This is a genomic window from Streptomyces sp. NPDC034085 (assembly GCF_055575555.1).
The window spans coordinates 735,930-750,092 of record NZ_JBVISL010000004.1 but is presented as its reverse complement, the minus strand read 5'-3'; the positions used below and the strand labels follow the sequence as shown (position 1 = coordinate 750,092).

Sequence of the window (14,163 nt, the reverse complement as noted above, 5' to 3'; positions counted from 1 at the left end):
CCGCGCCACGCCGGAACGCGACGGTCCGCATCCGCCCGGGCGCCCGGGGCGCCGCGTACCGTACGAGGCGCCCCGGCCGCCCGCCGCTCTCCACCCGGGCGGCCGGCGGGCGTACGTCATGGTTGCGTGACAGGACGGCCACAACCGCGCAGGCCGGGAACTGCGTCGGAGCGCGGCGGCGTGTCCCTCCACGCGCGTGCCGGTGCGGGGCCGGCCGGCAGACACCGAGGAGCTCCCCATGCAGTACACAGCAGGCGTCCGCCGCACGGCGGCGGCTCTGGTGGCGGCCGCGGCGGCCACCGCCCTGATGACCGGCTGCGGTCCGGCCGACGACGGCGCGACGGGGGCGCCGCCGGCGCCCGCGGCTTCGGTGCCGGCCGCGCCGACGCCGACGGGCGGCTCCTCGACCGGGGGCTCTTCCGGCGGCGGGTCCTCCACCGGCGGGTCCTCCACCGGCGGGTCCTCCACCGGCGGGTCTTCCACCGGCGGGTCTTCCACCGGCGGGGGCGGGACGGCGCCCACCCCGGCCGGCGGCGCGGGGAAGCCCTGCACGATCAGCGAGGTCAAGGTCTCCGACGCCGAGCAGGCCGCCGTCCGCCCGCCGGGGACCGGAACCGGGGCCGCCGTCGTCGCGGTCACCAACACCTCGAAGCACGCCTGCACCCTGAACGGGTTCCCGACGGTCGCCGGCGCGGGCAACGGCGCGCCCGGCAAGAACCTCCCCCTCGCCACCACCCACAGCGGCACGGCGTCCACGGTCCCGCTGGCGCCCGGCGCCCGCGCCTGGACGAAGCTCACCTTCGTCAACGTCCAGGGCGAGGCGGACGGGTACTGCGTCTCGGGTGCCACTCCCGCCAGCTTCCCGACCCTCGTCGTCGGCGTCCCCGGCGCGGGCTCGCACCAGATCGCCATGACCGACGGCACCTTCGCCCTGTGCGACAACAAGGCGACCGTCACCGCCTTCTCGGCCGCCAAGCCCTCCTGAGCCGAGCCCAACTTTTTTTGGGGGGGGGAGGCGGGGTGGTGCGTCCGGGTGCGCGCGCCGATACTTCACGGGCAGCCGGGTCCGACCGTGGAGGGGAAGCGATGAGGCTCACCAGGACGTTCCGCACCGCCTTGCGCGGGCCGCGCGCCGGATGGGCGGCAGCGGTCCTGCTGGCCACGACCGCCGCGGTGCCGGCCGCGGGGCCCGCGCACGCGGCGGCCCGCTGCGAGGCCCCCGGGGCGGCCGCGCCGAGGCAGGTGGCGCGGGTGGCGGACTGGGTCGAATCGATCGCCGTGGACGGGCGCGGCCGGATGTTCGCCACCGCCTACTTCAGCGGCCGGGTCTACCGCATCGACGCGCCGGGCAGCGCCCCGGTCGCGCTCACCGGGAACATCGGGGCCAACGGCGGGATCGTCGTCGGTGCCGACGGGCAGCTGCTCGTCGGCACGGGCAACGACCTCGCGCACTCGCTGACCGGTGACCTCTTCCCCACCTCGAAGCTGCTGCGCGTGGACCCGGATTCGGGCACGGTCAGTACGTACGCCTCCGGCCTCGGCGGGATCGACGGCGTCGCCCTCGCGCCCGACGGCACCGTGTACACCACGACCCTGGGGGGCCGCAGCATCGGCCGGGTCACCGCGGACGGGCGGGTCGACCCGGCCTGGGCCCGGGTGCCGCAGCCCAACGGGATCGCCGTCTCCCCGGACGGGAGCGAGGTGTACGTGGTCCAGACGACCGTCGCCCCCGGGCTGTACCGGATCCCCGTCGGCGATCCGGCGCACCCCCGGCGCTGGCTGTCCGCCGACGCCGGAGACGCCCTGGCCCTGCCCGACGGGCTGACCCTCGACGGCCTGGGCCGCCCGCTGATCGCCACCCATGCGGCGGGAGAGATCTGGCGGGCCGGGGACGGCGGGCTGTGCGCCGTGGAGTCGGGCCTCCCCCTCTCCACGCAGCTCACCTACGGGCGGGGCGACCGGGGCTTCTCGGCGGGCAGGCTCTACCGGGCGGGTGTCGACGGGACGGTCCACGAGGTGCCCGCCGGAGCCGAACCCGGCCGCTGAGCCGTCCCCCGGGCCGGGGCCGGTCGGATCGGGTCAGGTCGGATCGGGTCAGGTCAGGTCGGATCGGGTCAGGTCCAGGGGAGGGTGCGCCAGGGGCTGGCGGGGTCGGTGGTCAGGACGCGGTGGGTGGCCAGGACCGTCTCGTACCACTCCCCGAACTCCTCCTCGTCGAAGTGGAGGCAGCGGCCGAGGACGTAGGCGGCGGAGAAGTCCTCCCACGAGCGGTAGTTGAGCTGGACGAGACGGCCGGCCCGGACCACCGCCGCCTCCGCCTCCTGCAGGGAGCCCAGGCGGGCGGCGAGGCCCCACCGGGCCATGCCGGAGGCCCGGCCGTAGTCCCAGGCCTCGACGGAGCGTACGAAGCCGCCTTCGGGCAGCAGGCCGTCCGCGCGGAAGCGCGCCTCGTAGCGGGCGATGCGGCCGATCAGCCGTTGGACGCCCGTCACCTGGCCCTCGGTCTCCGCCGGGGTGACGGGGCGGCCCTGGGTGACGCCGTCCGCCGTCAGCCGTGGCTCGGCGGCCGCCTCCGCGCGCCGGCGCACCACGTGGGCGGCGGCCTGGCGCCAGTGGTCGACCTCGACGGGGCCCGCGAAGTCCAGCGCCATGGAGCGGCGCAGTTGCAGGACGAACTCCCAGACGCCGCTGACCATGCCCGCGCGCAGCAGCCGCTCCACCGTCTCCAGCCAGTCCTCGCGGGTGGTGACTCCCCACCAGCGCTCCAGGCTGCGCTTCTCGTCGAGGTAGCCGCAGCCGTGGTAGGCCATCGCGTTCCAGTAGCGGCCGTTGCGCACGGCGATGTGCGCGCCGACGGCGAGGCCGAAGGCGACCGGGCCGCCGCGGGGCCCGCCCAGCTCCAGGGTGTGGATGACGTCCCCGGCGAGCCCGGGGCGCTCCACCTGCGCCGCGTGGCGCTGCCACAGGGCCCGGCCCTCCGGCCCGGCCGGGAGCACCCCCTCGCAGGGGCTGCCGGGGTTGACGACGAGGTACGGCGGGTCGTCCGCGTTCCAGACCTCCGCGAACCAGCCGAGGTCGTAGCAGTTGTAGACCGGGTCGGCGGCGGGCGGCGGCAGCATGCCGCCGGTGTAGACGGCCAGGCACATGCTCTGGGTCAGCGGGTTCCAGTACGGGTGGAAGCGGGTGTTGCCCGGGTTCGCGTCGATCTGGGCCCGCGACTGCATCATGAACAGGTCCGCGCGGGCGACGAGGTCGTAGTACGCGGGCCAGTCGCCGCGGGTCCTCGCCTCGTATAGCCCCCGCTCGACCGCGCTCGGCGCCTGCCAGCCCTGCACCGGCGCCATCGGACCGGGCAGGGCTCCTCCTTCGTGACCCGCTGTCAAACCCATGGGCAAACCCTAAGGGGTGTCCCGCGGGGGGCCGCGTCCCGGTCCGGCGGGGGCTCAGGCCGCCGGGCGGGGGTCGACCGGGGCGAGGACGCCGAGCCGGTCCTCGACGGCCTGGGCGGCGTCCAGGCACAGGTCCTCCCGGAAGGCGCGCCCGACGATCTGGACCCCGCCGGGCAGACCGGCGTAGAGGCCGGTCGGCACGGCCACCGAGGGCACGCCCACGAAGCTGGTGGCCGTGCACAGCCGCATGGCCGTCGCGACGCGGTCCCGGCCCGCCCTGTCGCGGGACTCCAGCCCCGGTTCGACCGGGGGTTCGGTGAAGGAGGGCCCGAGCAACAGCGGGTACTCCTCGAGGAAACCGGCCCAGGAGCGGCGGATGTTCAGCCAGGTGCCCATGAGGGCGACGAGCTCGGCGGCGGTGGCGGGCGGGGTGCGTTCCATCGCCATCGCGATGTAGCGGTCCCCTCCCTCGCCGAGGAGGCCGCGCACCACCGGCCAGCTCGGGGCGAACTCGGTGACGGTGAGCAGGCCGTACGCCTCCAGGGCCTCGTCCAGCCGGGGCACGTCCGCCACTTCGCGCACGTCGTAGCCGGCGTCGCGCAGGGCGTCGGCCGCGTCGGCGACGGCCGCGCGGACGTCCGGGTGGACGCCGTGGCCGCCGGGGTCCGCCACCACGGCGACCTTCACGGGCCCGGGCAGCGGGGGCCCGTAGACGGGGACCGGGACGGCCCGGGGGTCGCGCGGGTCGGTGCCGGCCAGCGCCTCGTACGCCAGCCGCAGGTCGCCCACGGTGCGGGCCAGGGGGCCGTCGGTGACCAGGGTCTGGGAGGCCGGGCCGGGGTCGTCGGGGCCGAGGACGCGGTGGTCGGCGGGGAAGCGCCCGGTGGTGGGCTTGAGCGCCGCCACACCGCAGAACTGGGCGGGGATCCGGACGGAACCGCCGGAGTCGTTGCCCAGGCCGAGGGCCGCCATGCCGGTGGCGACGGCGACGGCGTCGCCCCCGCTGGTGCCGCCCGGGGTGCGGGCCGGGTCCCAGGGGTTCACGGTGTCGCCGAACAGTTCGCTGCGCGTGTGCATCCCGGCCAGGACCAGGGTGGGCATGTTGGCGTGCCCGATCGGGATGGCGCCGGCGGCGCGCAGCCGGGCCACCGGGGGTGCGTCGGCGGGCGCCACCAGGTCGCGGAAGCGCTCCACGCCGAAGGTGGTCGGAACGCCTTCGACGGGGGTGGTCTCCTTCACCGTGAACGGCACGCCGGCGAGCGGCCCGAGCGGCTCGCCGGCGGCGCGCCTGCGGTCCGTGGCGGCGGCGGCTTCGAGCGCCCGGTCCGCCATGAGCTGGGTCACGGCATTGACGTGCGGGTTGACCCGGGCGATCCGCTCCAGGTGGCTCTCGACCAGTTCCACGGCCGACGCCTCCGCACTGCGTACCGCTTCCGCCTGCGCGGCGGCCGGCCGCCGCCAGATGGCTTCCTGCATGATCCCGGGTCCTCCCCCTGCTGTTGTGATGCGCTTGCATCGGAACCATAGCCGAGGAAGTGATGCACCCGCATCGAATAAGCTGGGGCCGCGTGCGGGGACCCGTACGGCCCGGCGGAACCAGGGGAGGCGACGGGGATGCCCCGGCAGGTGGACCACGAGGAGCGGCGCCGTCTCATCGCCGCAGCCGTCTGCCGCCTCGCGGACGAACGCGGGCTGGAAGGCGTCACCCTGCGCGACGTCGCCGCCCGCGCACAGGTCTCGATGGGCGCGGTGCAGCGCTGCTTCGCCACCAAGGAGGAGATGCTGGTCTTCGCCCTCGGGTACGTCGGCGAACGGATCGGCGAGCGCGTGCGCGCCCGGCTCGTCAGGAGCCCCGCCCAGTCGGCGGCTTCCGCGCTGGGCCACGCGGCCACCGAGGTCGCGCTGCTGCGGGCGGAGCACCGGGCCGAGGCGCGGGTCTGGCTCGCCTTCGTCGCACAGGCCGCGGTCAGCCCGCCGCTCGCCGCGACGCTGAGGGCGAACTACGCGGCCCTCCAGGAGGCGTTCGCGCACCTCATCGCGGAGGCCGGCGGGGGCGCCGGCCGTGCGGCTCCCCAGGATCCCGGGCGTGAGGCCCGCGCCGTCCTGGCCCTCGCGGACGGCCTGACCACCCACGTCCTGATCGGGCACCTCGCCCCGGAGGAGGCCGAGGAGGTGCTCCACGCCCACCTGCGCCGCCTGTGGGAGGGGCCGGCCGGCGACGCCGGGTGAGGGGGCGCTCCGGGGACGGCCGGGGCCCTGCTCCCGGGGGGCCCTGCTCCCGGGGGCCCGCTCCGGGCCCGCTCCAGGGCTGTGAAAGAGTGCCGACGGCGCGCGTACGACAGGACGGAAGGGCCCCACCATGCACACTGGCGACCGGATCGACCACGGGGCCGCGGTCGCGGCGGAGACGGCCCGGTTCGCGGCCCTGCTCGCGGACGCCGATCCGACGGCCCCCGTGCCCACCTGTCCCGGCTGGACGCTGGGCGACCTGGTCCGGCACACGGGCGGTGTGCAGCGCTGGTTCTCGGTGCTGCTGCGACAGCGGATCCAGCAGCCGCCGACGAGCCGCGACGTGGACCTGGGCCTGCCCGCACGCGAGGACGGTTACGCCGCATGGCTGAGCGCCGGCGCCGCAGCGGCGGCGCAGGTCTTCGCGGACACCGACCTGGACGCGCCCATGTGGGTGTGGGGAGCGGACGGACACGCCCGGTTCTGGGTCCGCCGGATGCTGTTCGAGACGCTCGTGCACCGCGTCGACGCCGAACGGACCCTGGGGCTCGGTTCGGCGATCGACCCCGAGCTCGCCCGGGACGGCGTGGACGAGTTCCTGGCCAACCTGCCCTTCGCCGCCCTGTTCGCCCCCAAGGTCGCCCACCTGCGCGGATCCGGCGAGGCCATCCGGTTCCGGTGCACCGACACGGACGGCACCTGGCTGGTCCGGCTGCGGCCCGACGGCTTCGGCCTCGTCGCGGACGACCCCGGGGCCCCCGCCGCGGCGGAGGTCCGGGCCGCGGCGGCGGACCTGCTGCTCGTGCTCTACGGGCGCCTGGACCGCACCGCGCCGGCGGTCGCGGCCACGGGGGACGCGGAGCTGCTCGACCGCTGGTTCGCCAACTCGGCGTTCTGAGAGGTCACAGCCCCGGGAACCGGCCCGCGGGGGCGGCCCCGGGCGGAATGCGGAACGTCACCGCCTGTGTCAGCGTGGGAGGGCACACCCCGCTGAAGGGATCCTTTCGTGGCGTCTCCTGGTGATCCGCCGTCCGCCGCCGCCCTGGCGGCCGGGGCCGCTCCCCTTCCGGGACGGCCCCACGGTGAAGCGCCGACCGAACTGCGCGCGGTGGGCCTGCTGATGGCCACGACGCCCTGTTCGGCACGCGAGGCGAAGCAGATCCTGCTCGCGGCGGCCGACCGGGCCCGGATCACGGCGGCCGAGGCGGCGGAGGCGATGGTCGCCGGCTCGCTCGGCCTGCCGGTGCCGGTACGCGTGGAACGTGCCCTGCGGCGCGCGGTGCAGGCGGCCCGCACCCCCATGCCGCCGGGCGCCTTCCGGAGCGTCGGGATCCTGCCGAGCCGGCCCCGGACCGAGGAGGTCCTCTCCCGCCTGCGCGGCTGCCAGGCCCGCCTCGCCGCCGACCCCACGAACCCCGGCACCCTGCGGGCCATGGACGACGTGGCCTACACCCTGTGCGTGCTGATGGGCCGGCCCACCACCCACGAAGCGGTACGGGCGGCGGAGGGGCACCTCGCCGCCCCGGAGTAGCGCCGGCCGGGGGCCGTGGTCACCAGCGCACGGGCAGTTCCCGTACGCCCCGGATCAGCATGCCGGGCACCCAGGAGAGCTCGGCCTCGTCGGCATCGCTGCGCAGGTCCGGGAACCGCTCCAGCAGCGAGCGGAGCGCGATGCGGCCCTCCGTCCGGGCCAGCGGCGCGCCGAGGCAGTAGTGGAGCCCGTGGCCGAAGGCGATGTGGCCGCGCGCGTCGCGGCGGATGTCGAAGCGGTCCGGCTCCGCGAAGCGGGCGGGGTCGCGGTCCGCGTCGGCCATGGCGATCAGCACGGCGGAGCCCTTGGGGATCACCACCCCGCCCATCTTCACGTCCTCCAGGGCGAGCCGCTCCGTGCAGGTCTCGACCGGGCCGTCGTAGCGGAGCATCTCCTCGATCGCGCCGTCCAGCAGGCCGAGGTCCGCGCGCAGGTCGGCGAGCTGGTCGGGGTGGGCGAACAGCGCGCGCATCCCGTTGCCGATCATGTTGACGGTGGTCTCGTGTCCGGCGATGAGGAGCAGGACGCACATGCCGATCAGCTCGGCCGGGGAGAGCCGGTCGCCGCCCTCGTCGACGGCGTGGATCATCGCGCTGAGCAGGTCGTCGCCCGGTTCGGCGCGCTTGGCGTCGATGAGCCCGCTCAGGTACCGCGGCATCTCGGCGTACGCCTCGGCCTCCGCCTCCGGGCTGGTGCGGGCGACCATCTCGTTGGACCAGCCGCGGAACGCATCGCGGTCCAGGGCCGGGACGCCGAGCAGTTCGCAGATGACGGTCATCGGCAGGGGGAACGCGAAGGCCTCCACGAGGTCGCCGCGGCGGTCCCCGTCGGCCTCCATGGCGTCGAGCAGTCCGTCCGTGATCTGCTGGATGCGCGGCGCCAGCGCCTCGATGCGGCGCGGGGTGAACTCCCGGGCCACCAGGCGGCGCAGCCGGGTGTGGTCCGGCGGGTCGGCCATCAGCATGTGCGCCAGCGCCGGGTGGTCCTGTTCGGCGTTGATGATCTGGCCGACGTCCCCGGAGCGGCGCCAGTCGCGGCTCAGCCGCGGGTCGGTGAAGGCCGTACGGCAGGCCTCGTGGCCGACGACCAGCCACATGTCCTCGCCGTCGGGCGTGCGCACGCGGTGGACGGGCCCCCGCGCCCGCAGCGCCGCGTAGACCGGGTACGGGTTCCGGACGAAGTCCGGGCTGAGCTCCAGCAGATCGACGGCGGCAGGCTGAAGTGCCATTCCATTCCCCCCAGATCGCACGGGTGGCGACGCCCGCGCGGCGCCGCGTGTTCACCCCACAGTAGTCGCGGCGTCACCGCCGGAGGTCACCGGCCGCCCGGCGCCGCTTCGTGCCCTCAGCGATGCATTGAGGGGCCGGAAGTGGGCAGACGACCACCGGAGATCGGAGAACACCATGATCATTCTGGGTATCATTCTGCTGATCGTCGGCTATGTGGTCGGCATTTCCATCCTGTGGACCATCGGCATCATCCTGGTCGTGATCGGCCTCATCCTCTGGATCCTCGGAGCCCTCGGCCACGCGGTCGGAGGACGGCGGCACTACTGGTAGCCGGCCCGCCGCGAGGATCGCGCCGGCCGGCGCCCGACCCGCCGCGCGGGCCGGAGGGGTTCACCACCTCCGGCCCGCGCACGGTCAGCCCTCCGAGCCCCGGTCCTCGGGCAGTCCGGTGCCGCCCAGGCGGGCGAGCAGCGCGCTGAGGGAGTCGACGTCGGCTGCAGCCCACTGCGGCGCGGCGAAGACCTCGGCGGCGACCTGCTCGGCGGCCTTGAGGCAGTCGCGCAGGCGTTCGCGTCCCGCGTCCGTCAACGCGGCGTAGGCCACCCGCGCGTCGCGGGCGTCCGCCTCGCGCACCACCAGGCCGATCCGCTCCAGCGGCCCCAGCCCCCGGGTCACCCCGGACGCCGTCAGGCCCAGCGCCCCGGCGAGGTCGACCCGCCGCATCCGGCCGCCTTCCGCCCGCCCGAGGTGGAGCAGGACCAGGAAGTCGGCCAGGCTGACTCCGTACAGCGACCCCAGACGGGAGTCGAAACGTCGCACCAGCGCCGTCTGGGCCTTCACCAGGCGCAGGGACACATCCAGCGCATCACTCATTGCTACCTCCTTGCTCCTCAAGCATCACGCAAGAAGCTTGAGGAGTCAAGGAGATGTTCAGGATCTGCGCTGCGGGTCGGTCGCGTATCGTCCTTGCGTTCCCGAACTTGGAGGCTCCGACCGCCGTGGGTCTCGTCTCGCTGCTCCTGCTCGCCCTCTTCGCCCTGGCCGCGTTCGCCTCCGGCCGCCTGGCCGTGCGGCTGGTGCGCCGCGCCCCCGTATGGGCCTGCGCGACCGCTCCGCCGCTGCTGGTGGCCGCCACCGGCTGGGCGCTCGGGTGGCTGATGTGGCCCTCGTACGCGGCGGCTCCGGCCGTCCTGGTGTGGTGGCTGTGCGGGCTGGGCGGCGCCGTCACCCGGTGGTCCGGCCGGGCCCGCACCCACCGCCGCCGCCACTAGGGGGTGTCCTTAGGGTGGGGCCCGTGACGACGAACACCGAGACGGGTACGCACGGCGGCCGGGTGCTGTACGGGTGCATGGGGCTGGGCGGCAGCTGGGAGCCCGGTGCGTACGGGCCGCAGGACATCGACGCCGCCGAGGAGGCGGTACGCGCGGCCCTCGAAAGCGGCATCACCGTCTTCGACCACGCCGACATCTACCGGCACGGCAAGGCGGAGGCCGTCTTCGGCGAGGTCCTCGCCCGGACACCGGGCCTGCGCGAGCGCATCACCCTCCAGACCAAGTGCGGCATCCGCCTGCCCGGCGCCGACGGCGGCCCCGCCCTGTACGACCTGCGCGGCGCCGGCATCGTCCGGCGGGTGGAGGAGAGCCTCGAACGCCTGCGCACCGACGTCATCGACGTGCTCCTGCTGCACCGCCCCGACCCCCTGGCCGACCCCGACGCCATCGCGGCGGCCCTGATGTCCCTGCACAGCCAGGGACTGGTGCGCGCCTTCGGGGTCTCGAACATGGGCGCCGCGCAGATCGGCCGCCTCCAGGCGCGGCTGGACGTGCCGCTGGTGGCCAACCAACTGGAGATGAGCCTGCACAGCCGCGCCTGGGTGGAGGCCGGGGTGCTGCTCAACACCCCCGAGGGCGCCGGCCACGGCTTCCCCTTCGGGACGCTGGAGCACTGCCTCGACCACGGCATCCGCCTCCAGGCGTGGGGCGCGCTCGCCCAGGGCCGGTTCACCGGCGGGCAGCGGACGCCCGCCGAGCACGCCACCGCCGCGCTGCTGGAGGACCTGGCCCGCGCGAAGGGCACCACCCCGGAGTCGGTGCTGCTGTGGTGGCTGACCCGGCACCCGGCGGGGATCGCACCGGTCGTCGGCACCGCGCGCCCGGAGCGGATCCGCGCCTGCCGCGACGCGGCCCTCCGCGCGCCCGACCTCACGCACGAGGAGTGGTACGAGCTCTGGACCACGGCCCGGGGCGTGCCGCTGCCCTGATCACTCGTCCCGCCGGCCGGGGGCGAGGTGGGCCACCACCTCGGCGAGGTCCTCGCACACCTCCTCGATCTTCAGCCGGATGTTGATCTGCTCGGTGACCATGGCCGACAGCAGCAGGCCGGTCAGGGCCGCCGCCCCGTTGAGGGCCTGGAGGTTGACCATGACCTCCAGGAGGCTGTGGCGGGCGAAGGGGCCGGTCTGCTCGGTGGCCGCGCCGACGGCCACGACGGACACCAGCAGGGCACAGGGGGCGGCGCCCGCGAGCTGGAAGCGCACCGCGGCCCAGATGAGCAGGGGGAAGACCAGGAAGAGCAGCGAGAGGCCGCTGTGCGTGGCCACCGCGGTCACCACCACCGCCGCGGCGGTCAGCGCGAGCGCCTCGGCCACCCGGTACGGGTCCCGGGGGAGCCGGGCCCGGCGCAGGGCCAGCAGCAGGGGGGTCACCAGCAGCACCCCCATGGTGTCGCCCGCCCACCAGGCCGACCACACCCCCCAGAACTTCTCCGGCGGCAGGTCGCCCGTGGACATCAGCGTGCCCGCACCGCCGGTGGCGCTGATCAGCATCGGCGCCAGACCGCCCAGGAAGACCAGCGCCAGCCCGTCCCGCAGCCGGTCCAGCTCCGGCCTGAACCCCGCGCGGCGGAGCAGGCCGTACGCGCACAGCGGGGCCAGCGTGTTGCAGGCGACGATGACGAGGTCGACGGGGCGGAAGGCGGTGATCCCCTCGATGGCGAGGTACGTGCCGAGGCCGATCCCCGGCCAGATCCGCGGGCCGAACCAGAGCAGGGCCGCGAGCGCGATGCCGGTGGGCGGCCACAGGGGCGTGACGACCGAGCCCTCGACGACCACCTGGCGCAGCAGGCCGAGCCTGCCGCTCAGGTAGTAGGCGGCGGCGACGCCGAGGATCCGGAGCAGTGCTTCGGACGGACCTCGCCATTCCACGGTGCGCACCACAGCATCAGACAACAGCCCGCCGCCGGGGTGGCGCGTGACACGCCTGGCGTCCGGGATCAGGGGCCTGCCGCGTCGTGGCTGAGGACGAGGACCGCGGCGTCGTCGGCGTGGCCGGTGGAGTCGGCCACCTTCATCACCTCGGCCGCCAGTTCGCCGGGGTCTCCTCCGGCCCCGTCCCGGACGATCCGCAGCACCCGTTCCAGCCCCGCCTCGATCGGGAACGACGGCCCTTCGACCACGCCGTCGGTCAGCAGGACGATGGAGCCGGGCTCGGTCAGCCTGCGCCGGGTCACCGAGTACCGCGCGCCGGGGACCGTGCCCAGGGGCGGGCCGCCCGCGTCCTCGGCGATGCCGTAGCGGCCGGAGGTGGTGGCCCAGACGGTGGGGACGTGCCCGGCCCGGGCGCTGGCGAGGTCGCCGGTGTGCGGGTCGTAGCGGAGCAGGCTGCACGTGGCGAACAGCTCGCTGTCGAGCGAGAGCAGCACCTCGTTGGCCCTGCGGAGCACCTCGCCCGGGTCGGCGACGACCGCCGCCACGGCGCGCAGGCAGACCCGGACCTGCCCCATGAACGCGGCGGCCGCCACGTCGTGCCCCTGTACGTCGCCGACGGAGAAGGCGAGCGCGTCGTCGGGCACCGGGAACCCGTCGTACCAGTCGCCGCCGATCTCCAGGCCGTGCTGGGCGGGCGCGTAGCGGGCGGCGGTGCGCAGGCCCGGCAGTACGGGCAGGGCGGAGGGCAGCATCTCGCGCTGGAGGGCCTCGGCCAGCTCGACCCTGGCGTGCTGGAACCGGGCCCCTTCCCGGGCCTGGGCGCTGAGCCGGCCCAGCATGCTGAGCAGGTCGGCGCTGTCGGGCCGGTGGGGTTGGCGCCGAGGGGTCACGGACCCCTCCGGGGTATGTCCATGGGCTCCCAGCTCCCGCCGCGCGAAGATCCGGGCCCCATCATATTTCGGCCCCCGGGATTCCGCCGGGCGCAGCGCGGGCGGGCCCCGTCCCGGCCGGCCGTCCGGTTGCGCGCCGGTGAACGGCGCGGTAGGGGCTCCCGCGGCCGGCAGCCGTACGGGGCGCGGGGATCCGGGTCCGCCGTCCGGTACGGGTGCCCGCCGGGGCGGCGGTGTTCGGACGGGGCGTCAACAGGGCGCGTGCGCAGGGCCGCTGACGGGGCTTCGGGCAGCCCGCCCTGACCGGCTTTGCCTGATCTTGCGTAAGCTCTTGATCGACTCGGCCGCCGACTGCTCCCTCGGCACCGTTCCGGCAGGCGGCCTCCGGGTCCCGCAACCGCACCGACCGTACAGAGGACCAACGTGCTCCTGCCCCTGAACCGCCGTCTGGCCGTCAGCGCCGCCCTGCTGGCCACGGTGGCCGCCGTCGCGCCCGCCACCGCCGCCCAGGCCGCGCCCGCCTTCCCCGGGACGGCCCGGACGGCCGCCCCCGCCCTGCCCGATCCCGATCTGGAGGCCGTGGCCCAGGCGCTGCGGAACACGACCGCGGCCGGAGCCCCCGGCGCCCTGGCCCGGATCGCGGACGGCAGGCGGACCCGGGTCGAGAAGACCGGCGTGCGCGACACCGGTACGGGCCAGGCCATGGATCCCCAGGCCCGCTTCCGGATCGGCAGCGTCACCAAGACGTTCTCGACGGTGGTGCTGCTCCAGCTCGTGGACGAGAAGAAGATCGAGCTCGACCGGCCGGTCAACCACTACCTGCCGGGGCTGCTGCCCGACGACCGGATCACGGTGCGGCACCTGCTGAACCACCGCAGCGGGCTGGCGGACTACACCAACGCGATGTTCGACAAGACGGTCCCCGGTTTCGAGGCCGTACGGAACAGGGTGTTCGGCTACGAGGAGCTGGTCAAGCTCTCCCTGGCCGAGCCCCGCACGACCGAGCCGGGTCTCGCGTACAAGTACTCGAACACCAACTTCGTGGTCGTCGGCATGCTCATCGAGAAGGCCACCGGCCGACCGGTGGCCAAGGAGTACGAACGCCGCATCATCAAGCCGCTGAAGTTGCGCAACACCTCGTACGTGCACCCCGACACGAAGATCAAGGGGCTGCACACGCACGGCTACCTGACCCCGGACGAGGCCGGCGCCCCGCTGGTCGACTCGACCGAGCAGACGGTGTCGTGGGCGCAGTCGGCCGGCGCGATGATCTCGAACCCGGCCGACCTCGCCACCTTCATGTCCGCCCTGGTGAGCGGGAAGCTCGTGGCGCCCGCGCTGCTGGACCAGATGCTCACCATGACCCCCACCGACGCCACCAACACCCGTTTCTACGGGCTGGGCCTGCGCCGCTACGACCTGTCGTGCGGTACGTCGGTGTACGGGCACACGGGCACCGTCCAGGGCTTCTACACCTACGCCTTCACCACCCGCGACGGGGCGCGCACCCTCACCGCCATGGCGAACACCTCGAACCGGGGCGAGGCGAACACCGCCCTGGGCGGCACCCTCGAAGGGGCCTTCTGCGGCAAGAAGCCGGTGAAGGCGTCCGCCCGCGGCTTCGCGGCCGCCCCGGCCGACGTGGACCTGCCGGAGCGCAACGCCCGATGACCCGACCGGCCGCCGCGGA

At 75.1% G+C, this 14,163-nt stretch carries 15 protein-coding genes; 9 read left to right on the top strand and 6 right to left on the bottom strand.

Annotated elements, in window-relative coordinates; translation table 11 throughout:
- Positions 1 to 238: 238 nt before the first annotated feature.
- Both ACZ501_RS18270 and ACZ501_RS18265 read left to right on the top strand, forming a co-directional pair.
- On the top strand, positions 239 to 985 hold the full coding sequence (locus ACZ501_RS18270; RefSeq protein WP_468796500.1) for a DUF4232 domain-containing protein: 747 nt from the start codon (positions 239 to 241) through the stop codon (positions 983 to 985).
- A 101-nt stretch (positions 986 to 1,086) separates the two neighbouring features.
- A complete protein-coding gene (locus tag ACZ501_RS18265) occupies positions 1,087 to 2,046 on the top strand; it encodes an SMP-30/gluconolactonase/LRE family protein (RefSeq protein WP_468796498.1) in 960 nt (319 codons plus the stop codon).
- A 68-nt stretch (positions 2,047 to 2,114) separates the two neighbouring features.
- Here ACZ501_RS18265 and ACZ501_RS18260 read toward each other — a convergent pair whose 3' ends face one another.
- Together ACZ501_RS18260 and ACZ501_RS18255 are read right to left on the bottom strand one after the other, a co-directional pair.
- Positions 2,115 to 3,389, bottom strand: coding sequence for a DUF1266 domain-containing protein (locus ACZ501_RS18260; protein WP_361609947.1), 1,275 nt, complete (start codon positions 3,387 to 3,389; stop codon positions 2,115 to 2,117).
- A gap of 54 nt (positions 3,390 to 3,443) precedes the next feature.
- Positions 3,444 to 4,865: an amidase gene (locus tag ACZ501_RS18255; protein WP_468796496.1), complete on the bottom strand. Its 1,422-nt coding sequence runs from the start codon at positions 4,863 to 4,865 to the stop codon at positions 3,444 to 3,446.
- Between the two features lie 138 nt (positions 4,866 to 5,003).
- Between ACZ501_RS18255 and ACZ501_RS18250 the strand changes: the two genes are divergently transcribed.
- The 3 genes from ACZ501_RS18250 to ACZ501_RS18240 all read left to right on the top strand — a co-directional run bounded on the left by ACZ501_RS18250 (position 5,004) and on the right by ACZ501_RS18240 (position 7,149).
- A complete protein-coding gene (locus ACZ501_RS18250) occupies positions 5,004 to 5,618 on the top strand; it encodes a TetR/AcrR family transcriptional regulator (RefSeq protein ID WP_468796494.1) in 615 nt (204 codons plus the stop codon).
- A 130-nt stretch (positions 5,619 to 5,748) separates the two neighbouring features.
- On the top strand, positions 5,749 to 6,516 hold the full coding sequence (locus ACZ501_RS18245; protein WP_361609944.1) for a maleylpyruvate isomerase family mycothiol-dependent enzyme: 768 nt from the start codon (positions 5,749 to 5,751) through the stop codon (positions 6,514 to 6,516).
- A gap of 108 nt (positions 6,517 to 6,624) precedes the next feature.
- Positions 6,625 to 7,149 carry a DUF5133 domain-containing protein gene (locus ACZ501_RS18240; protein ID WP_361609943.1) on the top strand — a complete coding sequence of 175 codons (525 nt, stop codon included), beginning with the start codon at positions 6,625 to 6,627 and terminating at the stop codon, positions 7,147 to 7,149.
- Between the two features lie 19 nt (positions 7,150 to 7,168).
- Here the strand turns inward: ACZ501_RS18240 and ACZ501_RS18235 are convergent, their stop codons facing one another.
- A complete protein-coding gene (locus ACZ501_RS18235) occupies positions 7,169 to 8,377 on the bottom strand; it encodes a cytochrome P450 family protein (RefSeq protein WP_361609942.1) in 1,209 nt (402 codons plus the stop codon).
- A gap of 175 nt (positions 8,378 to 8,552) precedes the next feature.
- Here ACZ501_RS18235 and ACZ501_RS18230 point away from each other — a divergent pair, with 175 nt between their 5' ends.
- On the top strand, positions 8,553 to 8,708 hold the full coding sequence (locus ACZ501_RS18230) for a DUF6131 family protein (RefSeq protein WP_361609941.1): 156 nt from the start codon (positions 8,553 to 8,555) through the stop codon (positions 8,706 to 8,708).
- An 84-nt stretch (positions 8,709 to 8,792) separates the two neighbouring features.
- Here ACZ501_RS18230 and ACZ501_RS18225 read toward each other — a convergent pair whose 3' ends face one another.
- Positions 8,793 to 9,251: a MarR family winged helix-turn-helix transcriptional regulator gene (locus tag ACZ501_RS18225; RefSeq protein WP_468796492.1), complete on the bottom strand. Its 459-nt coding sequence runs from the start codon at positions 9,249 to 9,251 to the stop codon at positions 8,793 to 8,795.
- A gap of 107 nt (positions 9,252 to 9,358) precedes the next feature.
- Between ACZ501_RS18225 and ACZ501_RS18220 the strand changes: the two genes are divergently transcribed.
- Positions 9,359 to 9,649 (top strand): hypothetical protein, encoded by a 291-nt coding sequence (locus tag ACZ501_RS18220; RefSeq protein WP_468796490.1) that lies wholly within the window; start codon positions 9,359 to 9,361, stop codon positions 9,647 to 9,649.
- Between the two features lie 23 nt (positions 9,650 to 9,672).
- Complete coding sequence (locus ACZ501_RS18215) at positions 9,673 to 10,638, top strand: aldo/keto reductase (RefSeq protein ID WP_468796488.1); 966 nt, start codon at positions 9,673 to 9,675, stop codon at positions 10,636 to 10,638.
- On the opposite strand, the gene ACZ501_RS18210 is transcribed toward ACZ501_RS18215, so the two are convergent.
- Both ACZ501_RS18210 and ACZ501_RS18205 read right to left on the bottom strand, forming a co-directional pair.
- Complete coding sequence (locus ACZ501_RS18210; RefSeq protein ID WP_468796486.1) at positions 10,639 to 11,592, bottom strand: MASE1 domain-containing protein; 954 nt, start codon at positions 11,590 to 11,592, stop codon at positions 10,639 to 10,641.
- A 56-nt stretch (positions 11,593 to 11,648) separates the two neighbouring features.
- On the bottom strand, positions 11,649 to 12,473 hold the full coding sequence (locus ACZ501_RS18205) for a PP2C family protein-serine/threonine phosphatase (protein ID WP_468796484.1): 825 nt from the start codon (positions 12,471 to 12,473) through the stop codon (positions 11,649 to 11,651).
- 429 nt (positions 12,474 to 12,902) lie between these two features.
- Here ACZ501_RS18205 and ACZ501_RS18200 point away from each other — a divergent pair, with 429 nt between their 5' ends.
- A complete protein-coding gene (locus ACZ501_RS18200) occupies positions 12,903 to 14,144 on the top strand; it encodes a serine hydrolase domain-containing protein (protein WP_468796644.1) in 1,242 nt (413 codons plus the stop codon).
- Positions 14,145 to 14,163 lie beyond the last annotated feature (19 nt).

Coding starts and splice junctions, on each gene's coding strand:
- ACZ501_RS18270 (WP_468796500.1), top strand. CDS start 239: ATGCAGTACACAGCAGGCGTCCGCCGCACGGCGGCGGCTCTGGTGGCG.
- ACZ501_RS18265 (WP_468796498.1), top strand. CDS start 1,087: ATGAGGCTCACCAGGACGTTCCGCACCGCCTTGCGCGGGCCGCGCGCC.
- ACZ501_RS18260 (WP_361609947.1), bottom strand. CDS start 3,389: ATGGGTTTGACAGCGGGTCACGAAGGAGGAGCCCTGCCCGGTCCGATG.
- ACZ501_RS18255 (WP_468796496.1), bottom strand. CDS start 4,865: ATGCAGGAAGCCATCTGGCGGCGGCCGGCCGCCGCGCAGGCGGAAGCG.
- ACZ501_RS18250 (WP_468796494.1), top strand. CDS start 5,004: ATGCCCCGGCAGGTGGACCACGAGGAGCGGCGCCGTCTCATCGCCGCA.
- ACZ501_RS18245 (WP_361609944.1), top strand. CDS start 5,749: ATGCACACTGGCGACCGGATCGACCACGGGGCCGCGGTCGCGGCGGAG.
- ACZ501_RS18235 (WP_361609942.1), bottom strand. CDS start 8,377: ATGGCACTTCAGCCTGCCGCCGTCGATCTGCTGGAGCTCAGCCCGGAC.
- ACZ501_RS18230 (WP_361609941.1), top strand. CDS start 8,553: ATGATCATTCTGGGTATCATTCTGCTGATCGTCGGCTATGTGGTCGGC.
- ACZ501_RS18225 (WP_468796492.1), bottom strand. CDS start 9,251: ATGAGTGATGCGCTGGATGTGTCCCTGCGCCTGGTGAAGGCCCAGACG.